The sequence below is a fragment of the Telmatospirillum siberiense genome (genome assembly GCF_002845745.1).
Classification (GTDB): Bacteria; Pseudomonadota; Alphaproteobacteria; order Rhodospirillales; family Magnetospirillaceae; genus Telmatospirillum; species Telmatospirillum siberiense.
Window position 1 is genome coordinate 1 of record NZ_PIUM01000052.1, and the last position, 24597, is coordinate 24597.

General features: G+C 60.3%; 24 protein-coding genes. 13 read left to right on the plus strand and 11 right to left on the minus strand.

What is annotated here, in order from left to right; all coding sequences use genetic code 11:
- Positions 1-99: 99 nt before the first annotated feature.
- Both CWS72_RS27570 and CWS72_RS26095 read right to left on the minus strand, forming a co-directional pair.
- On the minus strand, positions 100-402 hold the full coding sequence (locus CWS72_RS27570) for a hypothetical protein (RefSeq protein WP_146002894.1): 303 nt from the start codon (positions 400-402) through the stop codon (positions 100-102).
- A gap of 501 nt (positions 403-903) precedes the next feature.
- Positions 904-1821 carry a LysR substrate-binding domain-containing protein gene (locus CWS72_RS26095; RefSeq protein ID WP_101253600.1) on the minus strand — a complete coding sequence of 306 codons (918 nt, stop codon included), beginning with the start codon at positions 1819-1821 and terminating at the stop codon, positions 904-906.
- A 278-nt stretch (positions 1822-2099) separates the two neighbouring features.
- On the opposite strand from CWS72_RS26095, the gene CWS72_RS26100 reads away from it, so the two are divergent.
- Positions 2100-2996, plus strand: coding sequence for an oxidoreductase (locus CWS72_RS26100; protein WP_101253601.1), 897 nt, complete (start codon positions 2100-2102; stop codon positions 2994-2996).
- Here CWS72_RS26100 and CWS72_RS26105 read toward each other — a convergent pair.
- Together CWS72_RS26105 and CWS72_RS26110 are read right to left on the minus strand one after the other, a co-directional pair.
- Complete coding sequence (locus CWS72_RS26105) at positions 2993-3487, minus strand: GNAT family N-acetyltransferase (protein WP_101253602.1); 495 nt, start codon at positions 3485-3487, stop codon at positions 2993-2995. The two genes, CWS72_RS26100 and CWS72_RS26105, sit on opposite strands and share 4 nt — an antisense overlap.
- 4 nt (positions 3488-3491) lie before the next feature.
- Positions 3492-3779 (minus strand): type II toxin-antitoxin system TacA family antitoxin, encoded by a 288-nt coding sequence (locus CWS72_RS26110; RefSeq protein WP_101253603.1) that lies wholly within the window; start codon positions 3777-3779, stop codon positions 3492-3494.
- A 780-nt stretch (positions 3780-4559) separates the two neighbouring features.
- On the opposite strand from CWS72_RS26110, the gene CWS72_RS28865 reads away from it, so the two are divergent.
- Entirely contained in the window at positions 4560-4904 is a 345-nt protein-coding gene (locus CWS72_RS28865) for a GIY-YIG nuclease family protein (RefSeq protein WP_420824088.1), read from the plus strand.
- A 292-nt stretch (positions 4905-5196) separates the two neighbouring features.
- On the opposite strand, the gene CWS72_RS26125 is transcribed toward CWS72_RS28865, so the two are convergent.
- The 3 genes from CWS72_RS26125 to CWS72_RS26135 form a co-directional block, all read right to left on the minus strand.
- Positions 5197-5520: a helix-turn-helix domain-containing protein gene (locus CWS72_RS26125; protein ID WP_101253605.1), complete on the minus strand. Its 324-nt coding sequence runs from the start codon at positions 5518-5520 to the stop codon at positions 5197-5199.
- A complete protein-coding gene (locus CWS72_RS26130) occupies positions 5507-5887 on the minus strand; it encodes a type II toxin-antitoxin system RelE/ParE family toxin (RefSeq protein WP_101253606.1) in 381 nt (126 codons plus the stop codon). The genes CWS72_RS26125 and CWS72_RS26130 overlap by 14 nt, the downstream gene beginning before the upstream one ends.
- Before the next feature lie 492 nt (positions 5888-6379).
- A complete protein-coding gene (locus tag CWS72_RS26135; protein ID WP_101253617.1) occupies positions 6380-7252 on the minus strand; it encodes an aldo/keto reductase family oxidoreductase in 873 nt (290 codons plus the stop codon).
- Between the two features lie 93 nt (positions 7253-7345).
- Between CWS72_RS26135 and CWS72_RS26140 the strand changes: the two genes are divergently transcribed.
- Positions 7346-8257, plus strand: coding sequence for a LysR family transcriptional regulator (locus CWS72_RS26140; RefSeq protein ID WP_101253607.1), 912 nt, complete (start codon positions 7346-7348; stop codon positions 8255-8257).
- 50 nt (positions 8258-8307) lie between these two features.
- On the opposite strand, the gene CWS72_RS27985 is transcribed toward CWS72_RS26140, so the two are convergent.
- Positions 8308-8463, minus strand: coding sequence for a hypothetical protein (locus tag CWS72_RS27985; protein ID WP_158240833.1), 156 nt, complete (start codon positions 8461-8463; stop codon positions 8308-8310).
- Between the two features lie 227 nt (positions 8464-8690).
- Between CWS72_RS27985 and CWS72_RS26150 the strand changes: the two genes are divergently transcribed.
- Positions 8691-11597 carry a chemotaxis protein CheB gene (locus tag CWS72_RS26150; RefSeq protein WP_274540622.1) on the plus strand — a complete coding sequence of 969 codons (2907 nt, stop codon included), beginning with the start codon at positions 8691-8693 and terminating at the stop codon, positions 11595-11597.
- A gap of 186 nt (positions 11598-11783) precedes the next feature.
- On the opposite strand, the gene CWS72_RS26155 is transcribed toward CWS72_RS26150, so the two are convergent.
- The gene (locus CWS72_RS26155; RefSeq protein WP_101253609.1) at positions 11784-12521 is read right to left on the minus strand and encodes a GntR family transcriptional regulator; all 738 of its coding nucleotides are present in this window, start codon (positions 12519-12521) and stop codon (positions 11784-11786) included.
- A gap of 139 nt (positions 12522-12660) precedes the next feature.
- On the opposite strand from CWS72_RS26155, the gene pcaB reads away from it, so the two are divergent.
- Complete coding sequence (gene pcaB / locus CWS72_RS26160; RefSeq protein WP_101253619.1) at positions 12661-14064, plus strand: 3-carboxy-cis,cis-muconate cycloisomerase; 1404 nt, start codon at positions 12661-12663, stop codon at positions 14062-14064.
- A gap of 164 nt (positions 14065-14228) precedes the next feature.
- Positions 14229-15656, plus strand: a complete 1428-nt coding sequence (locus CWS72_RS26165) for a DASS family sodium-coupled anion symporter (protein ID WP_101253610.1) — start codon at positions 14229-14231, stop codon at positions 15654-15656.
- A 93-nt stretch (positions 15657-15749) separates the two neighbouring features.
- Here CWS72_RS26165 and CWS72_RS26170 read toward each other — a convergent pair whose 3' ends face one another.
- On the minus strand, positions 15750-16694 hold the full coding sequence (locus tag CWS72_RS26170; RefSeq protein ID WP_101253611.1) for a helix-turn-helix domain-containing protein: 945 nt from the start codon (positions 16692-16694) through the stop codon (positions 15750-15752).
- Positions 16695-16914: 220 nt separating this feature from the next.
- Between CWS72_RS26170 and gfa the strand changes: the two genes are divergently transcribed.
- From gfa to CWS72_RS26205, 7 genes are all read left to right on the plus strand, one after another.
- On the plus strand, positions 16915-17493 hold the full coding sequence (gene gfa / locus CWS72_RS26175) for an S-(hydroxymethyl)glutathione synthase (protein WP_101253612.1): 579 nt from the start codon (positions 16915-16917) through the stop codon (positions 17491-17493).
- Positions 17494-17581: 88 nt separating this feature from the next.
- Complete coding sequence (locus CWS72_RS26180; RefSeq protein WP_101253620.1) at positions 17582-18691, plus strand: S-(hydroxymethyl)glutathione dehydrogenase/class III alcohol dehydrogenase; 1110 nt, start codon at positions 17582-17584, stop codon at positions 18689-18691.
- On the plus strand, positions 18691-19539 hold the full coding sequence (gene fghA / locus CWS72_RS26185; protein ID WP_101253613.1) for an S-formylglutathione hydrolase: 849 nt from the start codon (positions 18691-18693) through the stop codon (positions 19537-19539). The genes CWS72_RS26180 and fghA overlap by 1 nt, the downstream gene beginning before the upstream one ends.
- Before the next feature lie 266 nt (positions 19540-19805).
- Positions 19806-21590, plus strand: a complete 1785-nt coding sequence (locus tag CWS72_RS26190) for a methanol/ethanol family PQQ-dependent dehydrogenase (RefSeq protein WP_101253614.1) — start codon at positions 19806-19808, stop codon at positions 21588-21590.
- Positions 21591-21694: 104 nt separating this feature from the next.
- On the plus strand, positions 21695-22123 hold the full coding sequence (locus CWS72_RS26195; RefSeq protein WP_101253615.1) for a c-type cytochrome: 429 nt from the start codon (positions 21695-21697) through the stop codon (positions 22121-22123).
- Positions 22120-22974, plus strand: coding sequence for a substrate-binding domain-containing protein (locus CWS72_RS26200; protein WP_101253616.1), 855 nt, complete (start codon positions 22120-22122; stop codon positions 22972-22974). The genes CWS72_RS26195 and CWS72_RS26200 overlap by 4 nt, the downstream gene beginning before the upstream one ends.
- Positions 22971-23540 (plus strand): PQQ-dependent catabolism-associated CXXCW motif protein, encoded by a 570-nt coding sequence (locus CWS72_RS26205; protein ID WP_199176002.1) that lies wholly within the window; start codon positions 22971-22973, stop codon positions 23538-23540. Before CWS72_RS26200 ends, CWS72_RS26205 begins: the two co-directional genes overlap by 4 nt.
- A gap of 107 nt (positions 23541-23647) precedes the next feature.
- Here the strand turns inward: CWS72_RS26205 and CWS72_RS26210 are convergent, their stop codons facing one another.
- On the minus strand, positions 23648-24376 hold the full coding sequence (locus tag CWS72_RS26210) for a TetR/AcrR family transcriptional regulator (protein ID WP_241911900.1): 729 nt from the start codon (positions 24374-24376) through the stop codon (positions 23648-23650).
- Positions 24377-24597 lie beyond the last annotated feature (221 nt).

A 24597-nucleotide genomic window follows, 5' to 3' on the forward strand; every position in this document is an offset into this window, starting at 1 on the left:
CAAACGCTCGCGGTCTTCGACGGAAAGCAGGATGCAGACGGTCTGAGCCATGCCGAGAGAATCGCATGATTCAGGCTGCCTGTGAATCCTCCGTTTGCGTCAATGCACTAGTTTGAGCGGCTTTGTGTTGGGAAGGCCTTTATATGGGTTGGCTTTCGCCTGAGATTGTTGAGTGCGTTCAGGCAGGTTCTTTTTATTGGCATAATCGCCCTGCGGGGGCGTCGCTTGGTCGCTAGCCTCATTGCCCGTTTTATTGGTGGCGGCCGCTGTCTGGCTAGTGGCCGCTGGCGGAGAGACCACATTCGGAGGCGGCTGGACAGCCGGCGCAGGCGGCCAAATATATGCGATGATCGCAACCAATGCGCCAAGAACAGTAAAAATAACACCTATGAAATTAACCATTTTCTAAATTTCCATACGAATAATATTGAAAGCGTCGACACGCAATACTATCTATTTTTCAGAAACACCCCGCATCATATTTTATCTGTCATGATGGCCACTGACTAAGATAAAATTAATCCATTGCTAGCTATACAGGGCAGACATGACGCCATTAAGATTTTACGGGATGAAAAAATTAGTCAAGTACTTCTGGCCTGCGACCGCTGCGAAATATGCCGCTACGAATCCTTTAGAGCACCTGTGGGCCGCATTATTTGTCGTCCAACTCTGGATTTGGCGAGCAGCCGTGTTCACGCGAAGATCTTCCCTAAAAAGTGGAAGAGTGCCGACCACCACAATGCGCAGATTTGTTGGCCGCGTCAGTCGACGTTGGTGACTGCAATTAGCCCTCAACGGCCGACGCAACAGATCAAAGCAACGTCCGCTTTAGAAAACTGGCGCTGATCTACGGATCGACCGACATGGGAGCAAACCCGTCACGACTGGTCCTACTTGCGCTCAATGTTCCCGCTGAACGCCACCAACCGAGCCGCGCGCCTCTTCGACAAGCCAGTCGACGAAGCCGGCGAGCAGGTTTCCGGCATCGGCATGACGTGGGGTGATCGCGACATAACCCGTCCGTCGAACCCGGATGTCCGGCAGTGGCGTCATCAACCGTCCATTGGCAACGTCGATCTCCAGCATTGGCAGCGGGCCGATCCCGAGACCCAGCCCATCTTCCACCGCCTGGCGTGCGACGAAGAAGTGGTCGAATGTCTGGCGGGGAAGTCCGGCAAGGTGTTGAAGCCCGGCCGCGTCGAGCCAGTTCGCCCAATCGCCGGCGCGGGTTTCGCTGGCCAGCAACGTGTGCCCCTCGATGTCGGCCGGCTTCAGGACCGGCCGACGTGCGAACAGTGCCGGGCTCATGATCAGCGTATCCACATCCTCCAGCACCGGCACGACGCGATGCTGGGGCCAGAGATCCTCCCGGGCAACGCCGCGTCGGATCGACACATCGACGCCACCGCGCAAATCCTCCATCACACATGAAACCGTCGTGACCACGACTTCGACCTGCGGATGCTCGGCGTGATAGCGATCGAGCCTGGGGATCAGCCAGCGCATCGCCAGGCTGGTCGGGGCGCTCACCCGCAGGATGCGGCGCGCGGCGGGCCGACCGCAGGCTTCCGCCGCGACGGCGAGGCGATCGAACGAAAGGCCGACCTCGGCGGCGAAGATCTTCGCCATCGGCGTCGCCACCATGCGGCGGCCGTCCCTGGTGAAAAGCCTCTGCCCCAGCCAGTTTTCGAGCGCGGCGATCTGCCGGCTGACCGCACCATGGGTGAGGCCAAGTTCGACTCCGGCCTCGGCATAACTCCCCGTCCGGGCGGCGACCTCGAAGATGCGCAGGGCGTTCAAGGGGGGAAGACGACGCATTCGGCAAACCCGTGAGAAAAACGAACGCTATTCGTGATGTAAAACAGGCTAGTCGATAAAATCTCACCTGTATACCGTTGCGATCGACAACAGGCTCGACCGAACACTGCAGATGACGTCCCCGACAGACCGATCCAAGACGACTCCCGGAAATCGTTGGCCGTAGTTCGGCCTGGCCTCGGCGGCGACCGCTGTCCTGATCGTTCCGCTTGTACTGACGCTGCTGCCCCACTTGCCCAGCCGCTGGGGCAATCCATGACAATCAGGACGGAAGGATCATGATGATGTCTGAAAATCCCACCATCGCCCTCGTTGGTCCGGGGGCCATCGGCACCACCATCGCGGCGGCGCTTCATGAGGCCGGGCGCACGCCGACGATTTGCGGCCGCTCGGCGCACGAGCATCTGACGTTGCGCGTTGACGGCGGGGATGTCGTTGTCCCAGGCCCCGTGCGGACGGATCCGACCGAGATCAAAAAGACGGTCGATTTGGTTTTCGTCGCGGTGAAATCAACACAGGTCGAGGCGGCGGCGCCGTGGCTTTCCGCATTGTGCGCTGCGCAGACTGTTGTCTGCGTGCTGCAAAACGGCGTGGAGCAGAGGACCCTCGTCGCGCCGTACCTGCCCGGCAGCCCGGTGCTACCCTCGGTGGTGTGGTTTCCCGCCCAGCGCGAGCCGGACGCCTCGGTCTGGCTGCGTGGAAAAGCCCGCCTCACCTTGCCGGATACGCCGATGACCGGCGTGGTGCTGGCGGCGTTGCAAGGGACGCGGTGTTCGGTCGATGTCGCCGCGGATTTTACCTCCATCGCTTGGCGCAAGCTTCTGCAAAACGCGGTGGCGGGTTTGATGGTTCTGACGGGCCGTCGTGCCGGCATGTTCTCCCGAGACGATATCACCGATTTGTCCCTCGCTTACCTGCGGGAATGTCTTGCGGTCGCTCGCGCGGAGGGGGCAGTCCTGGGCGACGAGGTGCCGCAGGAGATCGTCGATAAGTTTCATGCGTTCCCGGCCGACTTGGGCACGTCCATCCTCGCCGACCGGCAGGCTGGCCGCCCTCTCGAATGGGACATCAGGAATGGGGTCGTACAGCGATATGGCCGATCTCATGGCATTCCTACGCCAATCAGCGATCTGGTCGTGCCGCTTTTGGCGGCCGCCAGCGATGGGCCCGGCTAACCGATCATCCCCCGGACATCCTTCAGCAGCACGAACAGATGCATCGGGTCGCTGGGCGAGGCAATGAAGTCGAACCGCTTGTAAAAGGCCTGGGCCTCGTCATCCTTGGCATGAACGGCAAAGGCACGGAGACCGGCGATCTCCGCCGCTTCAAGCGTCCGCAACATGGCGTCCTTCAGCAGGCCGCCGCCCAGACCTTTTCCTGTCCAGGGGCGCGACACCGCAAGACGGGCAAGGATCATCAGCGGGATCGGATGCCTGGCCACCCCTTTGCGTAGCCGCTCGGGAGCGTCGTCATAGGCGACATCGCCAAACACCAGGGTGTAGAAGCCGACGACGGCGTCATCCGCCAGGGCAAGATAGGTCTGCGAACTGTTCGACAACTGGCTCTGCAGGGCAAACCGGATCAGGAACCGATTGAGCGGTTCCTTGCCGCAGTCGAATCCGTCGACGCGGTGATCGCGCCGCAGTTTCTCGATATAAAATGGCATGCCCTTATTCGACGGAATCGCGTTCGAATACGCTTGGCTCGGTCAAAAGCCGCTGCAGCCGGGGCATCGGTCGCGGTGGCGCCTCCAGCGCGGTCAGGAACGCATCCCAGCGCTCGGCGTCCAGCCCGAAATGCTGGCGGTCGGGCAGCGTCTCCTCGGCGCGGGCGAGCGCGCTTTCCAGCACGAAATCGCTGACCGAACGCCGTGTCGCCCGGGCGGCGGCGGCCAGCATCCGCTTAGCCTCGGGTGTCAGGCGCAGATCAAGTTTTTCGGAACGCGTTACCGTGGCCATGAGAAAATCTCCTTGCCCCCTTCCTAGCACAAGCACACTAAATTTGTCACGACATTGTCTGGCGAGAACTTCGGGGCAGATCGACATCGGGCTGCAATCCCCCCATCTTACCCGATTCCAATGACTGCACGGTCCAGCCGTTCCTCTGTCGCCGATCGTCTCGCACTTGGTGATGGATCCCCTGCTCCAGCGTCATCGGTTCGCCGGCCCGTTCGAGAACGCTATGGACGCAAGGGGCCGAAACCAGAGTGGCGGCTATCTGATGCGCAACAGGTAAACCAGACGTTGACGTGGGAAGGTTATTTGACAAAATCGGACCCATCGGTGACATGCCTGTTGAATGGCGTTGGGAAAGACGAAATTGACGCCAACTAAATTCTGCCCTTTGATTTTATACTCTGTAACAATGTCAAACCGTATTGATCGGCCATAGCGCAGGACTCCCAAAAGATGAATCGTGAACAACTGGTCGAGATCGTCGCCATGGCGAACCAGAATATTCTGTACATGGATGGGACAACCCATCCAGTAAACAGAATAATTTCAAATTGTGATCTCGTTTTCGGCATATGGCAGGACTACAGGGAGCCCCACGGGATCGGAGTTTCTATAATAAAAGGTGTCAGGCGCCTATTGGCGATTGAAGAAAGCGGCAGACCTCGATTTCATTCAGGGCAAACGCTGCCAATGGCCATGCCGACGAAATGGTCTGCGATCAAATGCCTGAACGCTGAGCACGCCGAAGCGGCCAGACGCATGCTCGGCGACGATTCAACAATAATGGAATCCTTCGTTTATGCCCTGAAATCTGAGGATGGAAAGATTAAGATCGGCAGCTCCGGAGATCCTAAGACTCGTCGCCAGAATCTCCAAACGGGCTCGCCATTTCGTCTTGCGCTTTTTCACATCGAGCCTTGTGCGCCATCGATTGCCAAAGATGCTGAGCACCGCGCTCAGAGGATGCTTTCAACGCATAAATTCGATGGTGAATGGTTCACTTGTACGACCGGCCAAGCAATCGATGCTGTACGTCGGGCGGTAGATGCGGAGAGTAATGCGGGCCGTCTCAAGGAGTTCGAACTGAACGGGCCGGCCGGTCTTCTGCTGAATAACGATCGCTCTTGAACGCACCCGGCCGCCGCTGACAAGCTCGCCGATCTTAATTTTGACGATATCGCATCCGCGAAGCTTGCTGTCGATCGCCAGATCGAACATCGCGCGGTCACGCAGCCGGCGCTCCTGATCCAACCAGAACCTGATAGCCCAGACTTGCTGCGGCTTCAGTGCGCGCTTGGCACCAATCTTTCGGCCTGCGTTCCACGGTCGCTGATCTTTAACGCCTGGATCATATTCGGAATGTCCCATGGTCGTTCTCCTCTTGGCCAACAGTGACCGGGAGAATGGTATCCGCAAAGCCTCAGGCGATGGCCGCCAAGCCCTTCTCGGCGACGATGGACAACAGCTTGCACGCCGGGCCTGCGGGCCGCTTGTCGCCCCGTTCCCATTGGCTTACCGAATCCTTCGTGACATTGAGATACATGGCGAACACGGTCTGGCTGACCTGTTCACGCTCGCGCAGGGCGCGGATCTCTTCGGCCGTGAACTTCCGGACCGGCGTCAGGCAGGATTGGTCAAACCGGCGCATCGTGTGCTTGTCAATGAGCCCCGTCTCATGCAGGTCCAGCGCCGTCTCGTGGATTGCAGCCTTCACGTCGCTCTTGTAAGCCTTAGTTTTGGCCATTGTACTGAACCTCCTGAAACTTTCCGCTCTCCAGCAGATCCGCCAACTGCTCTTCCGTGGCATTCAGCAACACGGCGGCCAATTCCTTGAAATCGCGTTCGTCACTTTTATCGATGTTGTCCTGGTCGCTCTTCGCAAAGCCGTAGACGAAAAACGACCGTTCGCCCTTTCGAAAGAGGATGATCGACCGGTATCCGCCCGACTTGTCCTCGCCCGGGCGGGCAATGCGCTGCTTTATCAAGCCGTCGCCGTAATCCGCATCGATCAGGCCCATCTCCGCGTTCTCGATGGCTTCGCAAAGTTTGGCGTCGGCAATGCGCTCTTTCTTGGCAAACCGGACAAACCACTTGCTCTTGTAGATTCTCAACCGCCGACCGCTCCCATGCCCGTCCCGCAAACCCAATATGTAGAACTCTGTGCTATATTTCAAGGGTGCTATATCATGGAGGGCCTATCCGACGATGGGGATCAGACCCTGAATCTGGCGACGGAAATCAACGGCAGCTTTCGGGCGTTGCGACAATGCTCTTGAACGACGTCCTTGGGCGCATCACTGCCGGCGCAGCCATTCCGCGTAACGTCTGATTTCGGAAATCCGCACTGACTCACGGAACGGCTTGAATGGGCGCAAAACAGCCGCGAAGGGCCGGTTGCTGTCTGGCAGTTCTCGGATGAGCGGAAGCAGTTGGTTGCCGTTCTGAGCGGGCTCACAAGGGCGAACTCGACAGCGAGGCACGCCGTCCTGTTCCCGCAGAACGAAGCCCGGCTTGCCTGAAAAGCAGTCGTGGCGGCACGATCGTCCACTTGACACCGGGGCGCATTGCAGGCGGCGTTCGCCACCGCAATGCGCCTTCGCGCATCAGTTTGAAGACCCGGCAATGCCGTTGAGTTCGGCCAGGTCGTCATCCGAAAGCTCGATCTGTCCGGAGGCGAGATTTTCCTTGAGGTGCAACACCGAAGAGGTGCCGGGAATGAGCAGGATGTTGGGCGAGCGGCGCAGCAGCCAAGCCAAGGCGGTTTGCATGGGTGTTGCGCCAAGCCGATTCGCCACTGCGGACAAGGTGGAAGACTGCAGCGGGCTGAAGCCGCCAAGCGGGAAGAAGGGCACATAGGCAATGCCATCGTCAGCAAGTGCGTCCACCAAGGCGTCGTCTTCGCGATGGGCGAGATTGTAATGGTTCTGCACGCAGACGATCGGGGTGATGCCGCGTCCCTCGGCGACCTGGGCCGGAGTGACGTTGCTCAGGCCGATATGGCGGACCAGACCGCGGCTCCGCATCTCCGCCAGAGCGGTCAGCGGCGCCTCGATCGAGCCTTCCACCGGCCCCATGCCGAACATGATACGGAGGTTGACCACGTCAATGACGTCGACGCCCAGATTGCGCCGGTTGTCTTCCACGGCCTGAACCAACTCGCGTGCCGAATAGGCCGGAAGCCATGAAGCGTCGGAGCCGCGAACGGCGCCGATCTTGGTGACGACGACCAGATCGTCGGCATAAGGCGAAAGGGCTTCGCGGATCAGTTGATTGGTGACATGCGGCCCGTAAAAGTCGCTGGTATCGATGTGGTTGACGCCTTGCGCGATGGCCTCACGCAACAACGCCCGCGCGGCGTCGGGATCGCGTGGAGGGCCGAAAACCTGCGGCCCCGCCAACTGCATGGCCCCATACCCCAGCCGTTTCACCTGCCGGTCGCCCAAAGTGAATGTACTGGCTGCTTCGATATTGGACATGATGGTCTCCATTGATGTCCGGAATTAGATAGCCCTTGCGGATTGCCGCGATAACCACCAACAATCTGCACGGGTTGTGCGGCGGAGCGGACAATGAATTTCGATCTCAACGATCTGAATGTCTTTGCTGTCGTTGCCCGGAGGGGTGGTTTCCGCGACGCGGCACGCGAACTCAACAAGAGTCCATCCGGTCTGAGCGACGCAGTTCGGCGCCTAGAAACGACAATGGGCGTGCGGTTGCTCAATCGGACGACGCGCAGCGTATCTCCGACTGAAGCGGGACGGGATCTGCTTGTCCGGCTGGCTCCTGCCTTGCAAGAAATCGAACTGGCAGCCGATTCCGTGAATGCGCATCGGGAACAGCCCATGGGCACGCTTCGCCTCAATGTTCCCGTGAGCGCAACCCGCACGGTCCTGCCCGCCATTCTCCCGCATTTCCTGTCTGCCTATCCCGACATCAAGGTGGAGATCGTGGCGGAGGAAAGCTTCGTTGACATCCTGGCGACCGGATGCGATGCCGGCATTCGCTACGAAGAGCGCCTGGCGCAGGACATGATTGCCGTGCCAATAGGTCCCCGCATTCAGCGCTTTGCCCTGGGTGCGGCGGCTGCCTACCTCGATCGTCGAGGAACCCCTGATCATCCAAGCCAATTGCTGCAGCACGCCTGCTTTCAGGGACGATTTCCCAGCGGGACATTGTTCTCTTGGGATTTCGAGCACAACGGCGAGCATGTTCGCATCGAGCCGAAAGGGCCGCTCACCGTCCAAGCCGGTGCCGCGATGGAACTGGCGGTCGACACAGCCATTGCAGGCGTGGGGATCGTTGCCCTCTTCGAAGACTGGCTGCGTCCGCACTTTATCAGCGGTGCGCTCGTCCCAGTGCTGGAGCCGTGGTGGACAAGCTTCTCCGGACCATTTCTCTACTATCCCGGCAGAAGACTGGTGCCAGCGCCACTGCGAGCCTTCATCGACTTCATTAAGACTTCAAGGAGGGAGACCCGTTAGATCGCGGCCTATTCCAGTCTGGCGACCTGGAAAGCTGACTGTCCTTCACTTCAGTCAGCTTTCCAGGCACGCCGCAAAGTGACGCTTTTCGGGGTATCGGCGGGTGCATCGGCGAAGCCCGACCCCAAGCCGTCATTCATCGAGGATCCGCTTACCGACACCATTCCCGCCCATGTCGTCGCCAGATCGATCCGATGGTCCCCCATTTCATTGCTGGATTCCAGGATGCCTCTGATCCAAAAGGCGGACAGTGGCGTCCTCTGACTGACTGGTCGTCACCAAACATACCGACTATAAGGAAGGTGCCGTTGATCGAAGCTAAATGATCGCCGAGATCAATCTCACCATCCTCGGCCCCTAATGAGGGAGATCTCTGTATCGACGGATACGCTGTCGACCATTGTAGTCTTGTCCAAGACTCAGGAGACATTTTGTGACGACAAAACCCAAGGTCAGGACGACGCCCTCGAATGATTTCCCCATAGTCGGCCTTGGAGCGTCCGCTGGAGGGTTGGAGGCATTCATGGCGTTCTTTCGCCATCTTCCGGTAGATAGCGGCATGGCGTTCGTGCTGGTGCAGCATCTTGATCCCAGCCATGTCAGTATTCTCACCGAAATCCTGCAACGGGCCACCTCCATGCCGGTTGTCGAGGTTGCCAACCAAATGGCGATTGAACCTGACCGGGTCTATGTTATCCCGCCCAACCACGACATGACTCTGCTCCATGGGACTCTACAACTGAGCGCTCCCGAACAGGAGCGTGGTCATCGTATGCCCATCGACACTTTTTTGCGTTCGCTGGCCGAGGATCAGGGAAAAAGGGCCATAGGCATCATCCTGTCTGGCACCGGCACTGACGGGACTCAGGGACTCCGCGCCATTGTCGACAAAGGCGGTGTATCCCTGGTGCAAGATCCAGCTACGGCAAAATACGACGGCATGCCATCGAGCGCCATAAACGCTGGCGTCGCTACTCATGTTGTCGCGCCCGACCAAATGGCCGATCTGCTGTTGCTCAGTCGTTCCCCTCAGTCAAGCCTCAAGAGCGCGCAGCCCGCTCCGGCCACCATCAGCGGCATGAACCAGATCATGATGCTGCTGCGCTCGGGCACCAGCCACGATTTTTCAGGTTACAAGAAAAGCACTATCGGGCGGCGCATCGAGCGGCGGATGGCGCAACACAACATCGAGGACATCGAGGTCTATGCACGGCATCTCAAGAGTAAGCCGGACGAGGTGCACTCTCTGTTCAAGGAACTGTTGATCAACGTCACAAGTTTTTTCCGCGATCCAGAGGCATTCGTGTTGCTGAAGCAGGAAATTTTGCCGCAAATCCTTGCTGACAAGCCCGACGACTATGTACTCCGTCTCTGGGTGGCGGGATGCGCCACCGGCGAGGAGGCATATTCCATCGCCATGATCCTGCGCGAGATCATGGAGGAAGCTCACCGTGAATTCAAAATCCAGCTATACAGCACAGACCTCGACGACGACGCTATCGCCCTTGCCCGCGCTGGGTTTTATCCTCACAACATCACACGGGACGTATCAAGCGAGCGACTGCGTCGTTTCTTCATCAAGGAGGATAACGGCTACCGGGTGAAGAAGGAACTGCGGGAAATGGTGGTGTTCGCAATCCAGAACGTCATCAAGGATCCTCCCTTCACCAAGATGGATATGGTCAGTTGCCGCAATCTGATGATTTATTTGGGATCTGGCTTGCAAAGCCGCCTCATTCCGGCCTTTCACTACGCCCTCAAACCCGGTGGGGTGCTGTTTCTCTCCCCATCGGAAAGTATCGGCAGCCACACTGAGCTGTTCACGCTCATCAGCCGCAAATGGAAGTTTTATCGAACCACCGGGTCCATTACCTCGCACTGTGCGGTGATGCCCGGAGGACTGTCCTGGGCTACCGATAATGGCGCCAAGTTTCCCGAGGTACAGATGATCAAGGCCAAAGAAACCAATATCGCAGAGCTGACCCGGCGGGCGTTGCTTCAGGCCTTCGCTCCAGCTTCGGTTGTGACCGATCTCAAGGGTGAAACGCTCTATATTCACGGAGATACCGACCGGTATCTGCGACCACCGCCCGGTCACGCCACCCTCAACGCCATCGAGATGGTCCAGGATGGATTGCAACTGGCCGTGCGCACGGCCTTCGGTCTTGCCATTAGTCAAGGGAAGGCAACCCTTGGTCACGAGGTTTCGTTCATGGCCGGTGGGGAAGCACGAAGAGTAATTCTTGAGGTAAGGCCCCTGCACGACGCGGAATCCGGCCAGGGAGTGGTGTTGGTCAGTTTTCAGGATTTGCCTGCACTGCCTCCCGCCAAGCCGCTGCGACACAAGCGGGCCGCCGATCCGTCCGATCTAAAACGTATCGAAGAACTGGAGCGGGATCTCTCCTACGCCAAGGAAAATCTTCAGGCCACAATCGAGGAACAGCAATCGTCGAACGAAGAACTCAAATCTACCAATGAGGAACTTCAGTCCACTAATGAGGAGCTCCAGTCCACGAACGAGGAACTGGAAACGTCCAAGGAGGAGTTGCAATCGGTCAATGAGGAGCTGACCACCATCAATGCCGAGCTTCAGGCTAAGATCGAGCAGTTGGCCGGAATGCAGAGTGACATGAAGAACCTGCTCGACAACATCAATGTGGGCACCATTTTCATTGACGATCATCTGAACGTCCGGCGCTTCTCCCGCGAGGCTGCCAAGGTATATCGCCTTATCGCCTCTGATGTCGGTCGCCCCCTCGGTGACATCAAATCCGACCTTGATGATGATGGGCTGCTCGCCAAGGCCCAAACGGTGATCGATACCCTGATACCCTACGAACGGGAGGTGCGGACCATCGGTGGCGACTGGTATCTGGCCCGCATCCAGCCTTACCGAACTCTTGAAAACGTCATCGACGGTGTCGTGATGACCTTCTCCAATATCAGCGCCCGGATAGCGGCCGAAGTGGCGGAGCAGGAGGTGCACGACATTGCCGAAGGTATCATCAATGCCATCGGGAAGCCCATGCTGGTGCTGGATGGCTCTTTCAACGTCATTTCTGCCAGTGGCGCATTCTATCACGAGTTCGGAGTTTCGCCGGCCGAGATCCAGGGTCGGTCGATCCATTCACTCGGTAACCATCAATGGGATATCCCAGCCTTGCGGGAGCTATTGGAAACCATCCTGCCGAACCAGCAGACCTTCGATGGATTCGAGGTGGACCATAGCTTCCCGGGACTCGGGCATCGCAAGATGCTGCTCAACGGACGCCGAATTGTCTGCAAAGCCAGCGGCCGGCCGCTGATCCTGCTGACCATCCAGGACCAGACCGCAGCATGATTGATCCGGGATTTCTGTTCCCATCAAACGGCAGATTGAGAGGCGATTCGGCCTGCGCGTTTTCGTAATCGTGTGAAACAATCGCTCCAGAGCCTAAGGGTTTATATGATGCCTGCGCCTCCGGCTTCGGCCGGCTCATGCGCCGCTCGGGCTTCAGGGCTTGGAGCGATAATTTCGCCCCAAGCCCTAACCGGCCATTCTTTCGCGGGTCAGGCGCATCGAAAAGACGAAACGATCGGCGGGATGAATCGTGATCGAGGTCTCGAAGGATTTTCCCGTCACGTCGAAATAATATCGCATGATCTTCAGGGCTGGCGAACCGGGGGGGACGCGCAACTCGTCCGTCAGATGCGGTGGCACGACGGTGGCCTCGATGGTCTGGCGGACTTCGGCGACGCACAGGCCGTAATTCATCTCGATCAGCGACGATACCAGACGTTCCGGCTGTCTTCTGACGACGTCCGGAAGGCCGGGATATATCTCCTCGACGTAAACGTCCGTCCACCCGATCGGCAAATCGTTGAAATGGCTGCTCAACCGCACGCTCGATATGCGAAGCCAGCGGGCTCCGACCGGACAGCCGAAGATTTTCGCCTGAGTTTCGTCGGTGACGAACGGCTGGACCTGCCGCACCACGCGGACATGGTTGGCGCCGAATTGGCTGAGATCGTCAATGGAGGCAAGCGAGATGCGATAGCCGATCGACGCCGGGGTCGCCTCCACCCGCGTGCCCGCTTTTTTGTTGCGCGAGACCAGCCCCATTTCCTGGAGTTCGCGCATGGCGCTGCGCACGGTATGGCGGCTCGCCCCATAACGCTCGCAAAGCACCGCTTCGGTCGGAAGCTGGGAGCCGACCGGGAATTGTCCGGAGGCGATTCCCTCTGAAATATCGCGCGCCACCTGCGCGTATCGGGTTTCTTTCATGTCGTCCCCATGCTCGATCCAAAAGGTCCCGGCAGTCAACCCATCGCTTCTGCCCCTCGTTTCTGTCGATTGCATTTTGTCCGGACATTATGTATGGTTCGCGCAGTATATAATGTCCGGACAAAATGAGGCAGGCAGAATGAGCAGCCAATTGACTTCCACCACCGTCGTTGATTCGATCCTGTATCGCGACGCCTTCGGGACACCGCAGATCCGTGAGATTTTTTCGGATCGCGCGTTGATCTCCCGCTACATCGAGGTTGAGATCGCCCTGGCGCGGGCCGAGGCGAAATGCGGCGTGATTCCGGCCGAGGCCGCCCGGGAAATCGCCGCGCGGTCGGATTTCGACAAGCTTGATCTGGACCGCTTGCGGCACGAAACCGAGATCGTCGGATATCCGATTCTGCCCCTGGTCCACCAGTTGGTGGAGATGTGCGGTGAAGCCGGCCGCTACGTTCACTGGGGGGCGACCACCCAGGACATCATGGATACGGCGGTCGTGCTGCAGATCCGCGCCGCACTCGACCTCGTCGCGACCGATATCGCCGAGCTTCGTCGCATTCTCGCCGATTTGTCGCTGCGGTATCGCGATACGCCGCTGGCCGGACGCACGCATCTCCAGCATGCGTTGCCGATCACCTTCGGATACAAGACGGCGATTTGGCTGGCGATGTTCGATCGGCATGCCGAGCGCCTGGCGCAGCTTCGTCCCCGCGTTCTGGTCGGGCAATTCGCCGGGGCGGCGGGAACCCTTGCCTCGCTTGGAGATCGCGGGCTCGATGTGCAGGAAGCGATGATGCACGAGCTTGGTCTCGGCATTCCGGCCTCGACCTGGCACGTCGCCAGAGACGGCTTCGCCGAAGCCATCAACTTCCTGGCGCTGGTCACCGGGTCTTTGGGCAAGATCGCTTATGACGTGATGATGATGGCCTCGACGGAATTCGGCGAAGTCTTCGAGCCCTTCGTGTCCGGTCGCGGCGCCTCGAGCACCATGCCGCAGAAGCGCAATCCCATTTCGAGCGAACTCATGCTGGCCGCAGCCAAATCCGTCCGCCAGCAGGCGGGGCTGATGGTCGATGCCATGGTTCAGGATTTCGAACGCGCCACCGGCCCCTGGCACACGGAATGGATCGCCATCCCGGAAGGGTTCGTCTTCACCGCTGGCGCGCTCAATCAGGCCAAGTTCATGCTGGGCGGCCTGATCGTCGACGAGGCGCGGATGCGCAAGAACCTCGACATGACGAACGGGCTGATCGTCGCCGAGGCGGTCATGATGGGACTGGCGCCCCATATCGGCCGGCAACAGGCCCATGACGTCGTTTACGGCGCCTGCCGCACCGCCAACGAAACCGGGCGGAAACTGGCCGATATCCTGGCTTCCAACACGGAAGTCTCCGGCTATCTGGACCGGGCGGCGATCGATCGCCTGACCGATCCGGTCAATTATCTGGGCGTCGCATCGCAAATGGTCGACCGCGTCCTGGCGGGCGCCAAGCGCCAAGCGCTAAGGGCGTGGCGCGAAGTAATCGCACCACGCCCTTAGGTTTGATATGACGCCTCCGCTCCGCTGTCGGCGGGCGAGAGGCGCCGCTCGGGCTAGAGTGCCTGGTTCGGTGATTCCGTCCCAGGCCCTTACCGGGTTTTCCGCACCGCAGCGACGGAGCTTTTCGGAGAAACCGGAAAGCTCCAACCCCTGGGAGGGGCTCCATGTCTTCAACCGGATTTCAATCCATACGCAAAACCGTCATCGCCACCGCGTTGCCGCTCGTCATCCTGGTGGCAATCTGGCTGTCGCCGGCACCGAACGGCCTTACCCTGCCGGCCTGGCACATGTTCGCCATCTTCGCCGCCATGATATGCGCGATCCTGACTCAGCCTTTGCCATCGGGCGCGGTGATGATCATCGCGCTCTGCGTGGCGGTTTTCACCGGCACGCTGTCGCAGGCGAAGGCCTTGTCCGGCTTTGCCAGCGGCACCGTCTGGCTGATTTTCTGCGCCTACATATTGTCGCTGGGTTTCATCAAGTCGGGGCTCGGCAAACGCATCGCCTATAAAATGCTTTCGTTGTTCGGCGGCAGCAGCCTGGGGATCGCCTATGCGCTTGGCGTGACCGATCTGATCATCGCGCCGGCGACGCCGTCGGTGACCGCCCGTTCCGGTGGGATCATCTTTCCCGTGGCCCGGTCGATCAACGAGGTCCTCGGCTCGGGGCCGGGGGTTTCCGGTAAGAAGATCGGCGATTTTCTGACCATGGTCTGCTTTCAGTTCACGCCGATCACCGGCGCGATGTTCATGACAAGCATGGCGGCCAATCCGCTGATCGTTAATCTCGCCAAACAGTCGCTCAATCTGGAAATCAGTTGGTTCGGATGGTTCGTGGCGGCCGTGGTGCCGTCGGCGGTCTGTTTCTGCATCATGCCGTTGCTTGTCTATAAGCTGCTTGATCCCGAACTCAAGCGCACGCCGGAAGCGCGCGAGATGGGGCGCAAATCACTGGCGGCCCTCGGGCCGATGTCGAGCCAGGAGAAGCGTGTCGCCGTAGGCTTTCTGCTCGCGCTGATCGGGTGGGGAACCAGTCTGCTGACCGGTCTCGACGCGACGACGGTCGGCCTCGGTCTTGTCGCCTATCTGTTCGTCGTGCGTTCGGTCGACTGGAAAGACGTGCTGAACGATCACGCCGCCTGGGACACGGTGATCTGGTTTGGCGCCATCATCAGTCTGGCCACCGGCTTGTCGGATCTCGGGTTCATCAAATGGATGACCGCCCAGTTCAGCACCGGTGTGAGCGGGGTCGGCTGGATCGCCAATTTCATCATCCTCGGCGTCAGCTATATCTATGTCCATTACGCTTTCGCGACCGCCACCGGACATGTCGCCGCGCTTTATCTTCCGTTCACCGCCGTCGCCATCGCCGCCGGCGCGCCGCCGATGATGGTGGCGATCTGCTTCGGGATCTTCTCGAATCTGATGTGGGGCAATACCGAATATGGCGGCGGCCCGGGTCCGATCTATTTCGCCCAGGGCTATTTCAACCGTCCACGCTTCTACGCCATCAACCTTGCGGTCGTGACGACCAATGTGATTCTGACCTTCTCGGTCGGACTCGTCTGGTGGAAGGTTATCGGTTATTGGTGACGAAGCGTTATTTCGCCGGCATCGAACGAAGGCTGTTTTCGGGTCGTTCCGTGCGCGCAGAGCATTCGTGTTCCCGTCGGGAATCGTCCGCCCCTACCGCAGGAAATGGGACGGCGAGACGCCGAACTTCTCCTTGAACACGCGGCTGAAGTGGGACGAGCTGTTGAAACCCCAGGAAAAGGCCACGTCGGTGATGGTCGTGCCGGAACCCTGGGCGCTTTCCAGTTCGTGGCGGCATTGGTCGAGACGGACCCGCCAGATATATTTGGCGATGGTGGTCCCCTCGCTGGCGAAGGCCATGTGCAGATAGCGCTTGGTGCAGTTCATCGCCGCGGCGATCCGCTCGATGCACAGATCCGGGTCATGCAGGTTGCGCCGGATGTAATCCTTGATCTGCCGCTTCATCGTCTCGCCGGGCGAAAGGTCGTTGCGGGCCGTCTGGTTTTGCGGCAGCGGCAGGAACAGCAGGTTCAGGATCGATTCGGCCAGTTCGTTTTCGCAATCGGGCGAAATGGCCGGCATTTCCTTGAAGGCCGAATGAACGAGGTCGGAGGCCAGGCGGCCGATGCCGCCCCTGGCCGAAAAATGGTGCCCGGCGATGGCGCTTTGCTTGAACCCGTGCTGGAGGGCTAGATCGCGCGGGATGATCACCACCAGATGCCGGGTGAAGGCCGGGCTGGAAATGCGGTGCGGGCGCGAGACGTCATAGGCCAGTCCTTCGCCCGGCGAGACTTTGACGCATTGTCCGTCCTGTTCGAAGATCGAGGACCCTTGCGTCTGTAAGACCACCTTGACCACCGGATGCTTGCCTTCGCCGGTCCATTCGGCCGGCAGCGCCACGCGATGCCGGCTGGCCTCGATCTGACAGAGCTTGAGCCGCCCGATGGTTCCGTATTCGATGCGGCCGTCGATGGTCTCGGCGCCGAAGGGGTCGCTGTGCAGCCGTCCGCACAATTCCGAAAGACAGTCCGACCAAAAACGGGGGCGGTCCGAGACGGATATCTCGGACGTTCCGAGGAGCGTCAGTTTATCGGGCACGTCGCCAGCCCCCTTTGGTTGAGAGTTCGATCAAGTGTAGGGGAGGAGGTCGCGGCGAACCAATCCGACTTTTGTCGGGGGGCGAAAGGCGCCTTGTTTCTCCGGCAGGCAAGGGAGGCTTCCCTGCCGGGCAAGCCACCACCGGGCGGAGCCGGCGATAATCGACGTCGTTCCAAAACGTTCCGCCATTCGGCCGGGACAAAACATCGGGAGGCATGCGATGGCAGGCGCGGTTTCGATTCATCCGTCCGTAGATCATGGAATAAAGCCCACGGCGAAGGATTTCACCGGCGGGACGCTTCACTGCAAATGCGCGAGCAATCCCGTGGAGGTCACGGTCAAGAGCCAGTCGGCCCACAATCACGTCTGCGGCTGTACGAAATGCTGGAAGCCGAAGGGCGCGCAGTTCGCCATGATCGCCGTCGTTCCCCGCGATTCCGTCAGCGTGACGAAAAACGCCGACAAACTCGCCGTCGTCGATCCTTCCGCCACCATCCAGCGGCATGCCTGCAAGGAATGCGGCGTGCATATGTTCGGCCGCATCGAAAACACCAAGCATCCCTTCTACGGACTGGATTTCATCCATACCGAACTTTCGCCGCAAACGGGATGGTCGGCGCCGGAATTCGCCGCCTTCGTCTCCTCGATCATCGAATCGGGGGCCGATCCGGCGAACCAGGGGGCGGTGCGTTCGCGCCTCAAGGAATTGGGGTTGGAACCCTATGACGCCCTGTCGCCTCCTTTGATGGACTTCATCGCTACCCATATAGCCAAGGCATCCGGAGTCCTTCACGCCTGACGGCGGAGGAAGGACCCCGGAACCCGCCGGAGCGGCGTGCCGCCGCGTCCGGCCTGGGGCGGGTTTCGTAATCGTGGAGAAGATCAAGATGGATGTGCGGGCAGCGGTTGCTTACGAGGCTGGAAAGCCTCTGGTCATCGAGACGGTCCAGTTGGAAGGGCCGAAAGCGGGCGAGGTTCTGGTCGAGATCAAGGCGACGGGGATCTGCCATACCGACAAATACACCCTGTCCGGCGCCGATCCGGAGGGGCTTTTTCCCGCCATCCTGGGTCATGAGGGGGCCGGCATCGTCGTCGATGTCGGGCCCGGCGTGACCAGTCTCAAGAAGGGCGATCACGTCATTCCGCTCTATACGCCGGAATGCCGCCAGTGCAAGTCCTGCCTGTCGCGCAAGACCAACCTCTGCACCTCGATCCGCGCCACCCAGGGCAAGGGCCTGATGCCGGACGGGTCGAGCCGCTTCTCCATCGGCGGCAAGCCGATCCTGCATTACATGGGCTGTTCGACCTTCTCCAACTATACGGTGCTGCCCGAGATCGCGCTGGCCAAGATCCGCGAGGACGCGCCCTTCGACAAGGTGTGCTACATCGGCTGCGGGGTGACCACCGGCCTGGGCGCCGTCATCTATACGGCCAAGGTCGAGCCGGGGGCCAATGTCGTGGTGTTCGGCCTCGGCGGCATCGGGCTCAATGTCATCCAGGGCGCCCGCATCGCCGGCGCCGACATGATCGTCGGCGTCGATCTCAATCCCGAGCGGGAGGCCCTGGCCCGCAAGTTCGGCCTGACCCATTTCGTCAATCCGAAGGACGTCGGGGCCGACTTGGTGCCCCATCTGGTCGAACTGACCAAGGGCGGCGCCGACTACAGCTTCGAATGCATCGGCAATACCGACGTGATGCGCCAGGCCCTGGAATGCTGCCATCGCGGCTGGGGGGTCAGCGTCGTCATCGGCGTCGCCGCCGCCGGTAAGGAAATCTCCACCCGGCCGTTCCAATTGGTGACGGGCCGCGTCTGGAAGGGCTCGGCCTTCGGCGGCGCCCGCGGACGGACCGACGTGCCGAGGATCGTCGACTGGTACATGGACGGCAAGATCAACATCGACGACCTGATCACCCATATCCTGCCCCTGGAGAAGATCAACGACGGCTTCGATCTGATGACCCGGGGCGAGTCGATCCGTAGCGTCGTGGTCTACTGATGAGCGAGATCGCGACACGCGCCCGGCATCGGTGTTTCGGTGGAAGCTTAAGCTTCCACACCCACCGCTCCGGAGAGACGGGCACCGACATGCGCTTCGGCGTCTTCACGCCGCCCCAGGCCGACAGGGGGCCGGTGCCGGCCCTCTTCTACCTGGCCGGCCTCGAATGCAACGAGGAGACCTTCCTGATCAAGGCCGGCGCCATCCGCCTGGCCGCCGAACTCGGCCTGATGCTGGTCGCCCCCGATACCAGCCCGCGCGGGGCCGCCATCCCCGGCGAGGAGGACGACTGGGACCTGGGGACCGGGGCGGGGTTCTATGTCGACGCCACGGCGGCGCCCTGGAACAAGGCCTATCGCATGTATTCCTACGTCAGCCGCGAGCTGCCCGCCCTGATCGAGGCGAATTTCCCGGCTCTCGGCGACCGGCGCGGCATCTTCGGCCATTCCATGGGCGGGCATGGGGCGCTGGTCGTCGCTCTTCGCCAGCCGGAACGCTGGCAATCGGTCTCGGCTTTCGCGCCGATCTCCAATCCCGTCGCCGTTCCCTGGGGATTGAAGGCCTTTTCCAGCTATCTGGGGCCGGACAGCAGCCCCAGCCTGTGGGCGGCCTACGACGCCAGCCTTTTGATGGCCCAGCGGCGGCATCCCGGGCCGATCCTGGTGGATCAGGGACTGGCGGACAAATTCCTGGAAACCCAGCTTCTGCCGGAAACGCTGGAGGCGGCGGCGAAGGCCGGCGGACAGGATCTGACGCTTCGGCGGCACGAAGGCTACGACCATTCCTACTGGTTCATTCAAAGCTTCGTCGCCGACCATCTGCGGTGGCACGCCAGGGCTCTGGCGTGACGCGGGAGAGGGGGCCCTCAAGGGTCCGCCGGGCGTCACGGCGGGCGGACCGCATCCCTTCGGGTCCCCTCTTTTTTTAAAGCAGTACCAAAGTATCAGCTTTGGTACATGCGCCATAAGAACCATATCTTGTTGAGATATTGTTTGTATAATATCTGTAATACTAAATTTATAGTCTTGGATATTAAGTAAGTGTGGACCTCTTGTAAAAGAATGGTGTTGGTGAATCGCATCACAACGATACCAAATAACAGGGAGATAGCGCCATGGGATGGAGGACATTCTTTGCGGTAACAGCGATATGTCTGTTTCCGTTTGTCGGGGCGAAAGCCAACGACGAGTTATTGAAACTGGAAACGGATCCCAATCAATGGGTGATGCCGACCCATGATTACGCCGCGCAGCGTTACAGCACGCTCACTCAGATCACCAAGGACAACGTCAAGCGCCTGCATCCGGTGTGGACCTTTTCCACCGGCGTCCTGCGCGGGCATGAGGGGGCGCCGCTGGTCATCGGCGATGTGATGTACGTCCATACGCCCTTTCCCAATATCGTTTACGCCCTCGATCTCAATCACGAGGGGCGGGTCATCTGGAAATACGAACCGAGGCAGGATCCCGCGGTCATTCCGGTGATGTGTTGCGATACGGTCAATCGCGGCCTGTCCTATGCCGGCGGCAAGATCCTTCTCAGCCAGGCCGATACCACTCTCGTCGCCCTGGATGCCAAGACCGGCGACGTCGTCTGGCAGGTGAAGAACGGCGACGCCACCAAGGGCGAGACCTCCACCGGCGCTCCCGTGGTGATCAAGGACAAGGTGCTGGTCGGCGTCAGCGGCGGCGAGTTCGGCGTGCAGGGCCGGATGACCGCCTACAATCTCAAGGACGGTTCCCTGGCCTGGAAGGCGGCGTCCGTCGGACCCGACGAGGAGATCCTGTTCGATCCGCAGAAGACGTTGTCGCTGGGCAAGCCGGTCGGCGCCAACTCCTCGCTTTCCACCTGGGAAGGCGATCAGTGGAAGATCGGCGGCGGCGCCACCTGGGGATGGATCTCCTTCGATCCGAAGCTCAATCTGGTCTATTACGGATCGGGCAATCCCAGCACCTGGAACCCCGCCCAACGGCCGGGCGACAACAAATGGTCGCTGACCATCTTCGCGCGCGACGCCGATACCGGCGTGGCGAAGTGGGTCTATCAGATGACGCCCCATGACGAATGGGATTACGACGGCGTCAATGAGATGATCCTGGCCGACATTCCGGTGAAGGGCAAGCCGACCAAGGCCCTCGTTCATTTCGACCGCAACGGTTTCGGCTATACGCTCAACCGCGAAACCGGCGAGCTTCTGGTGGCGGAGAAGTTCGATCCCAAGGTCAACTGGGCAAGCCATATCGATATGAAGACCGGCCGGCCGGTCGTGGTGGCGCAGTACAGCACCCAGTTGAACGGGCCCGACCATAACAGCGAAGGGATTTGTCCAGCGGCCCTGGGCTCGAAGGACGAGCAGCCGGCCGCCTTCTCGCCGAAGACCGGGCTGTTCTATGTGCCGACCAACCATGTCTGCATGGATTACGAGCCGTTCAAGGTGTCCTACACCGCCGGCCAGCCCTATGTCGGGGCGACCTTGTCGATGTATCCGCCGAAAGGCGACAGCAACCTGGGCAATTTCATCGCCTGGGACGCCAGCGCCGGCAAGATCGTCTGGTCCAACAGTGAACCGTTCTCGGCTTGGAGCGGCGCCCTGGTGACGGCCGGAGACGTCGTCTTCTACGGCACGCTCGAAGGCTATCTCAAGGCGCTGGACGCCAAGACCGGTAAGGAACTGTACCGCTTCAAGACGCCGTCCGGGATCATCGGCAACGTCATGACCTACGTTCATGGCGGCAAGCAGTATGTCGCCGTGCTCTCGGGTGTCGGCGGTTGGGCCGGGATCGGCCTGGCGGCCGGCCTGACCAAGGGAACCGACGGTCTGGGCGCCGTCGGCGCCTACAAGGCGCTGTCCAGCTATACCCAGTTGGGCGGGGTTCTCACCGTGTTCGCCGTGGATTGAGGGAAAAGCCCGCCTTAAGGGCGGGAGGGAAGGGGCGCGATCCCGAAGCGGCCCTTCCCCCCTTGTTTCCGCGCACGGGTCCCCGAAATTCAGGAGATCGCTTGATGATGTTGCGTCTGTTTGGCGGGGGTCTCGCCCTCGCCGCCCTCGTGCTGAGCGCCACCTTGTCCAATGCCACGGCGGATCAGAAACCTTATGTCGTCAAGGATGGCAAGACCGACCAGAACACCTACAACGGCTGGCGGCGCTACAGCGAATCCTGTCTGCGCTGTCACGGCCCCGACGGATCGGGAAGCTCTTATGCCCCCGACCTCACCAATTCGTTGAAAACCATGTCGGAAGACACCTTCAAGGCGACGGTGATGGGCGGGCGGGTCAATGTCGGACAAGCCAACCAGAATGTCATGCCGATGTTCGCCAATGTCGAGGATGTGGCCATGTATATCGATGACATCTATGGCTATCTGAAAGCCCGGTCCGACGGGGCTCTCGATCGCGGACGGCCCGAACGTTTCAAGGATGAGAAGAAATGAGGCGGGCGCGCCGGGCGGGATGGTTGCCAACGGTCTTCGCCGCGGCGCTTCTGCTCGCCTTGGGCGGTGGCCGGCAGGCGGCCGTGGCTCAGTCGCCGACCGGCGATCTGGTGGCGCGGACCAGCCTCCGCGTCTGCGCCGACCCGAGCGATCTGCCGTTTTCCAACGAAAAGGGCGAGGGCTTCGAAAACAAGATCGCCGAATTGCTCGGACGCGAGATGTCTCTGCCCGTCGAATATGTCTGGTATCCCCAGGTGATCGGTTTCCTGCGCAATACGCTGTGGGCGGGGCGCTGCGACCTGGTCATGGGCACGGTGGCCGGCGACGGCGAGTTGGACACCACCAACCCCTATTACTACACCAGCTATGTGCTGGTGTTCCGCAACGACGTCGATCCCCCTTTCTCCGGTCTCGACGATCCCCGGCTGAAAGAGCTTCGCATCGGGGTGATCAGCGGCACCCCGCCCGCCGATCTGGTGCTGCGGCACGGTTTGATGGGCAGGGCGCGGCCCTATCCCCTGACCGTCGACACCCGGGTGGACGCGCCCAGCCGCCGGATGATCGAGGACGTTGCCGCGCGGAGCATCGATGCCGGCGTGCTATGGGGGCCGCTGGCCGGTTATTACATCCGCCGGGAGAAGTTGCCGCTCGGCGTGGCCCTGCTGAAGGGGGAACCGTCGGCGCCCCGCATGGATTACCATATCGCCATGGGCGTGCGGCACAACGAGCCGGATTGGCGCCGCAAGATCAACGGGCTTATCCGTTCCAAACAGGGCGAGATCAATCAGATCCTGCTCGATTACGGCGTGCCGCTCCTGGACGAGCAAGGGGGAACCCTGGTGAGCCGATGACCATGGGCATATCCCGCCCGCCCGTGGTTCCGCTTCTTGTCCTGCTGGCCCTGGGCGCCTGCGCGCAAGGGTCCGTGTCGCCGCCGGAACCCGCCGGCTACCGCGAGGAAAACTATCGGAGTCCGGTCCCCTTGACCCTGCGGGGCGCCGTGGTGCTCGACACGCCGGGGCTGGCCGAACGCCTTGCCGATCGCCGCGTTCTGCTCATCGACGTTCTGCCCCGTGAGCCGCCGCCGCCGCGATTGGCGCCGGACAATGTCTGGATGCCGCCGCCCCACGAGGGCATTCCCGGCGCGGTGTGGCTGCCCAACGTCGGTCATGGCCGTCCTCCGGCGACCGTCCTCGCCTATTTCAGCGACAGCCTGGAGCGTCTTACAGCTGGCGATACCGGCCGGGCGCTGGTTTTCTACTGCCGTTCGGATTGCTGGATGTCCTGGAACGCGGCGAAACGGGCCTTGAGCCTGGGCTACCGTCATGTCTTCTGGTATCGGGACGGCATCGAGGCGTGGCGGGCGGGCGGCCACCCGCTGGTCATCCTCTCGCCATTCGGCGAGGGTGCGAAATAGTTCCGGCTGTCATGGATAAAACAGAGTGGCTCTGGCAGGGAGCCCATGCCTGACCGTCTTGAATGGCGGCCCGCAGGTGATCGGTTCGGATCACCGCGAGGGTGATGTCAGTCGTGGTCTTCGGTGCTTCTCAGATAGCTGCGGATGGCGTTGCGGATCATGTTCTTATGACGGGCGGAGGTGTCAGGTGCGGCAAGATCGCAGCCAAAAATCTCCGAGAACGTGTATTGATTCGAAACTCTGTAGAAGCACAGGGCGCTGATCATGAAATGGACGTCTTCGGGGGGCGCGTGCCTTGTGAAGGATCCGTCCAGATAACCACGGTCGAGAATTTTTTCTATCGCTTCGATAATGTTGCTGTTTACCTCGCGGATTTTTTTTGAATCCTTCATATACCGCGCGTAGTTCATGTTTTCGCAACTGATCAGGCGGACGAATTCGACATTGGCCTGTTCGTAATCGAAGGTAAAATCGATCATTCGGCACAAGGCGTCGTCGGCCGACAGGTCGTCGAGTTCGAGCGTCCGCTCCAATGCCCGGATTTCGCTGTAGGCCTGTTCGAGGGCGGCGATATAGAGCCCTTCCTTGTTGCCGAAGTAATAATAGATCATCCGCTTGGCGGTCTTGGTGCGGGCGCCGATTTCATCGATGCGGGCGCCGCTGAATCCTTTTTCGGCGAACTCGGCGCGCGCCGCGCGCAAAATCTCGCGTTTGGTTCCTTCGGGATCCAGCTTGCGGACGGATTTGACCATCTTGGAGGCGTCTTCGGCGGGCACTTCGTCTCCCGTCTTGGTGGAGGCGCGCGGCGGATGGGGCAATGGGAAAGGTGGGGACATCAGCTTTTCAAAAATCACAGGACGGGATTCGAGAGCATCACAGATGCCGGCTTTACTGTCCAGAAGCATCGTTTATTACGGATGGTATCCCCTCATCCCGTCTTTGGACTTAGGGCGTGTCGTCAATTACCGATGCCGCGCCCCATTTTCCCGTAAGACGAGTCCTGCGCACAAGATGACGGCGTAAAAAGATTCTACCAAAGGCAGAAGCAATGTGATTC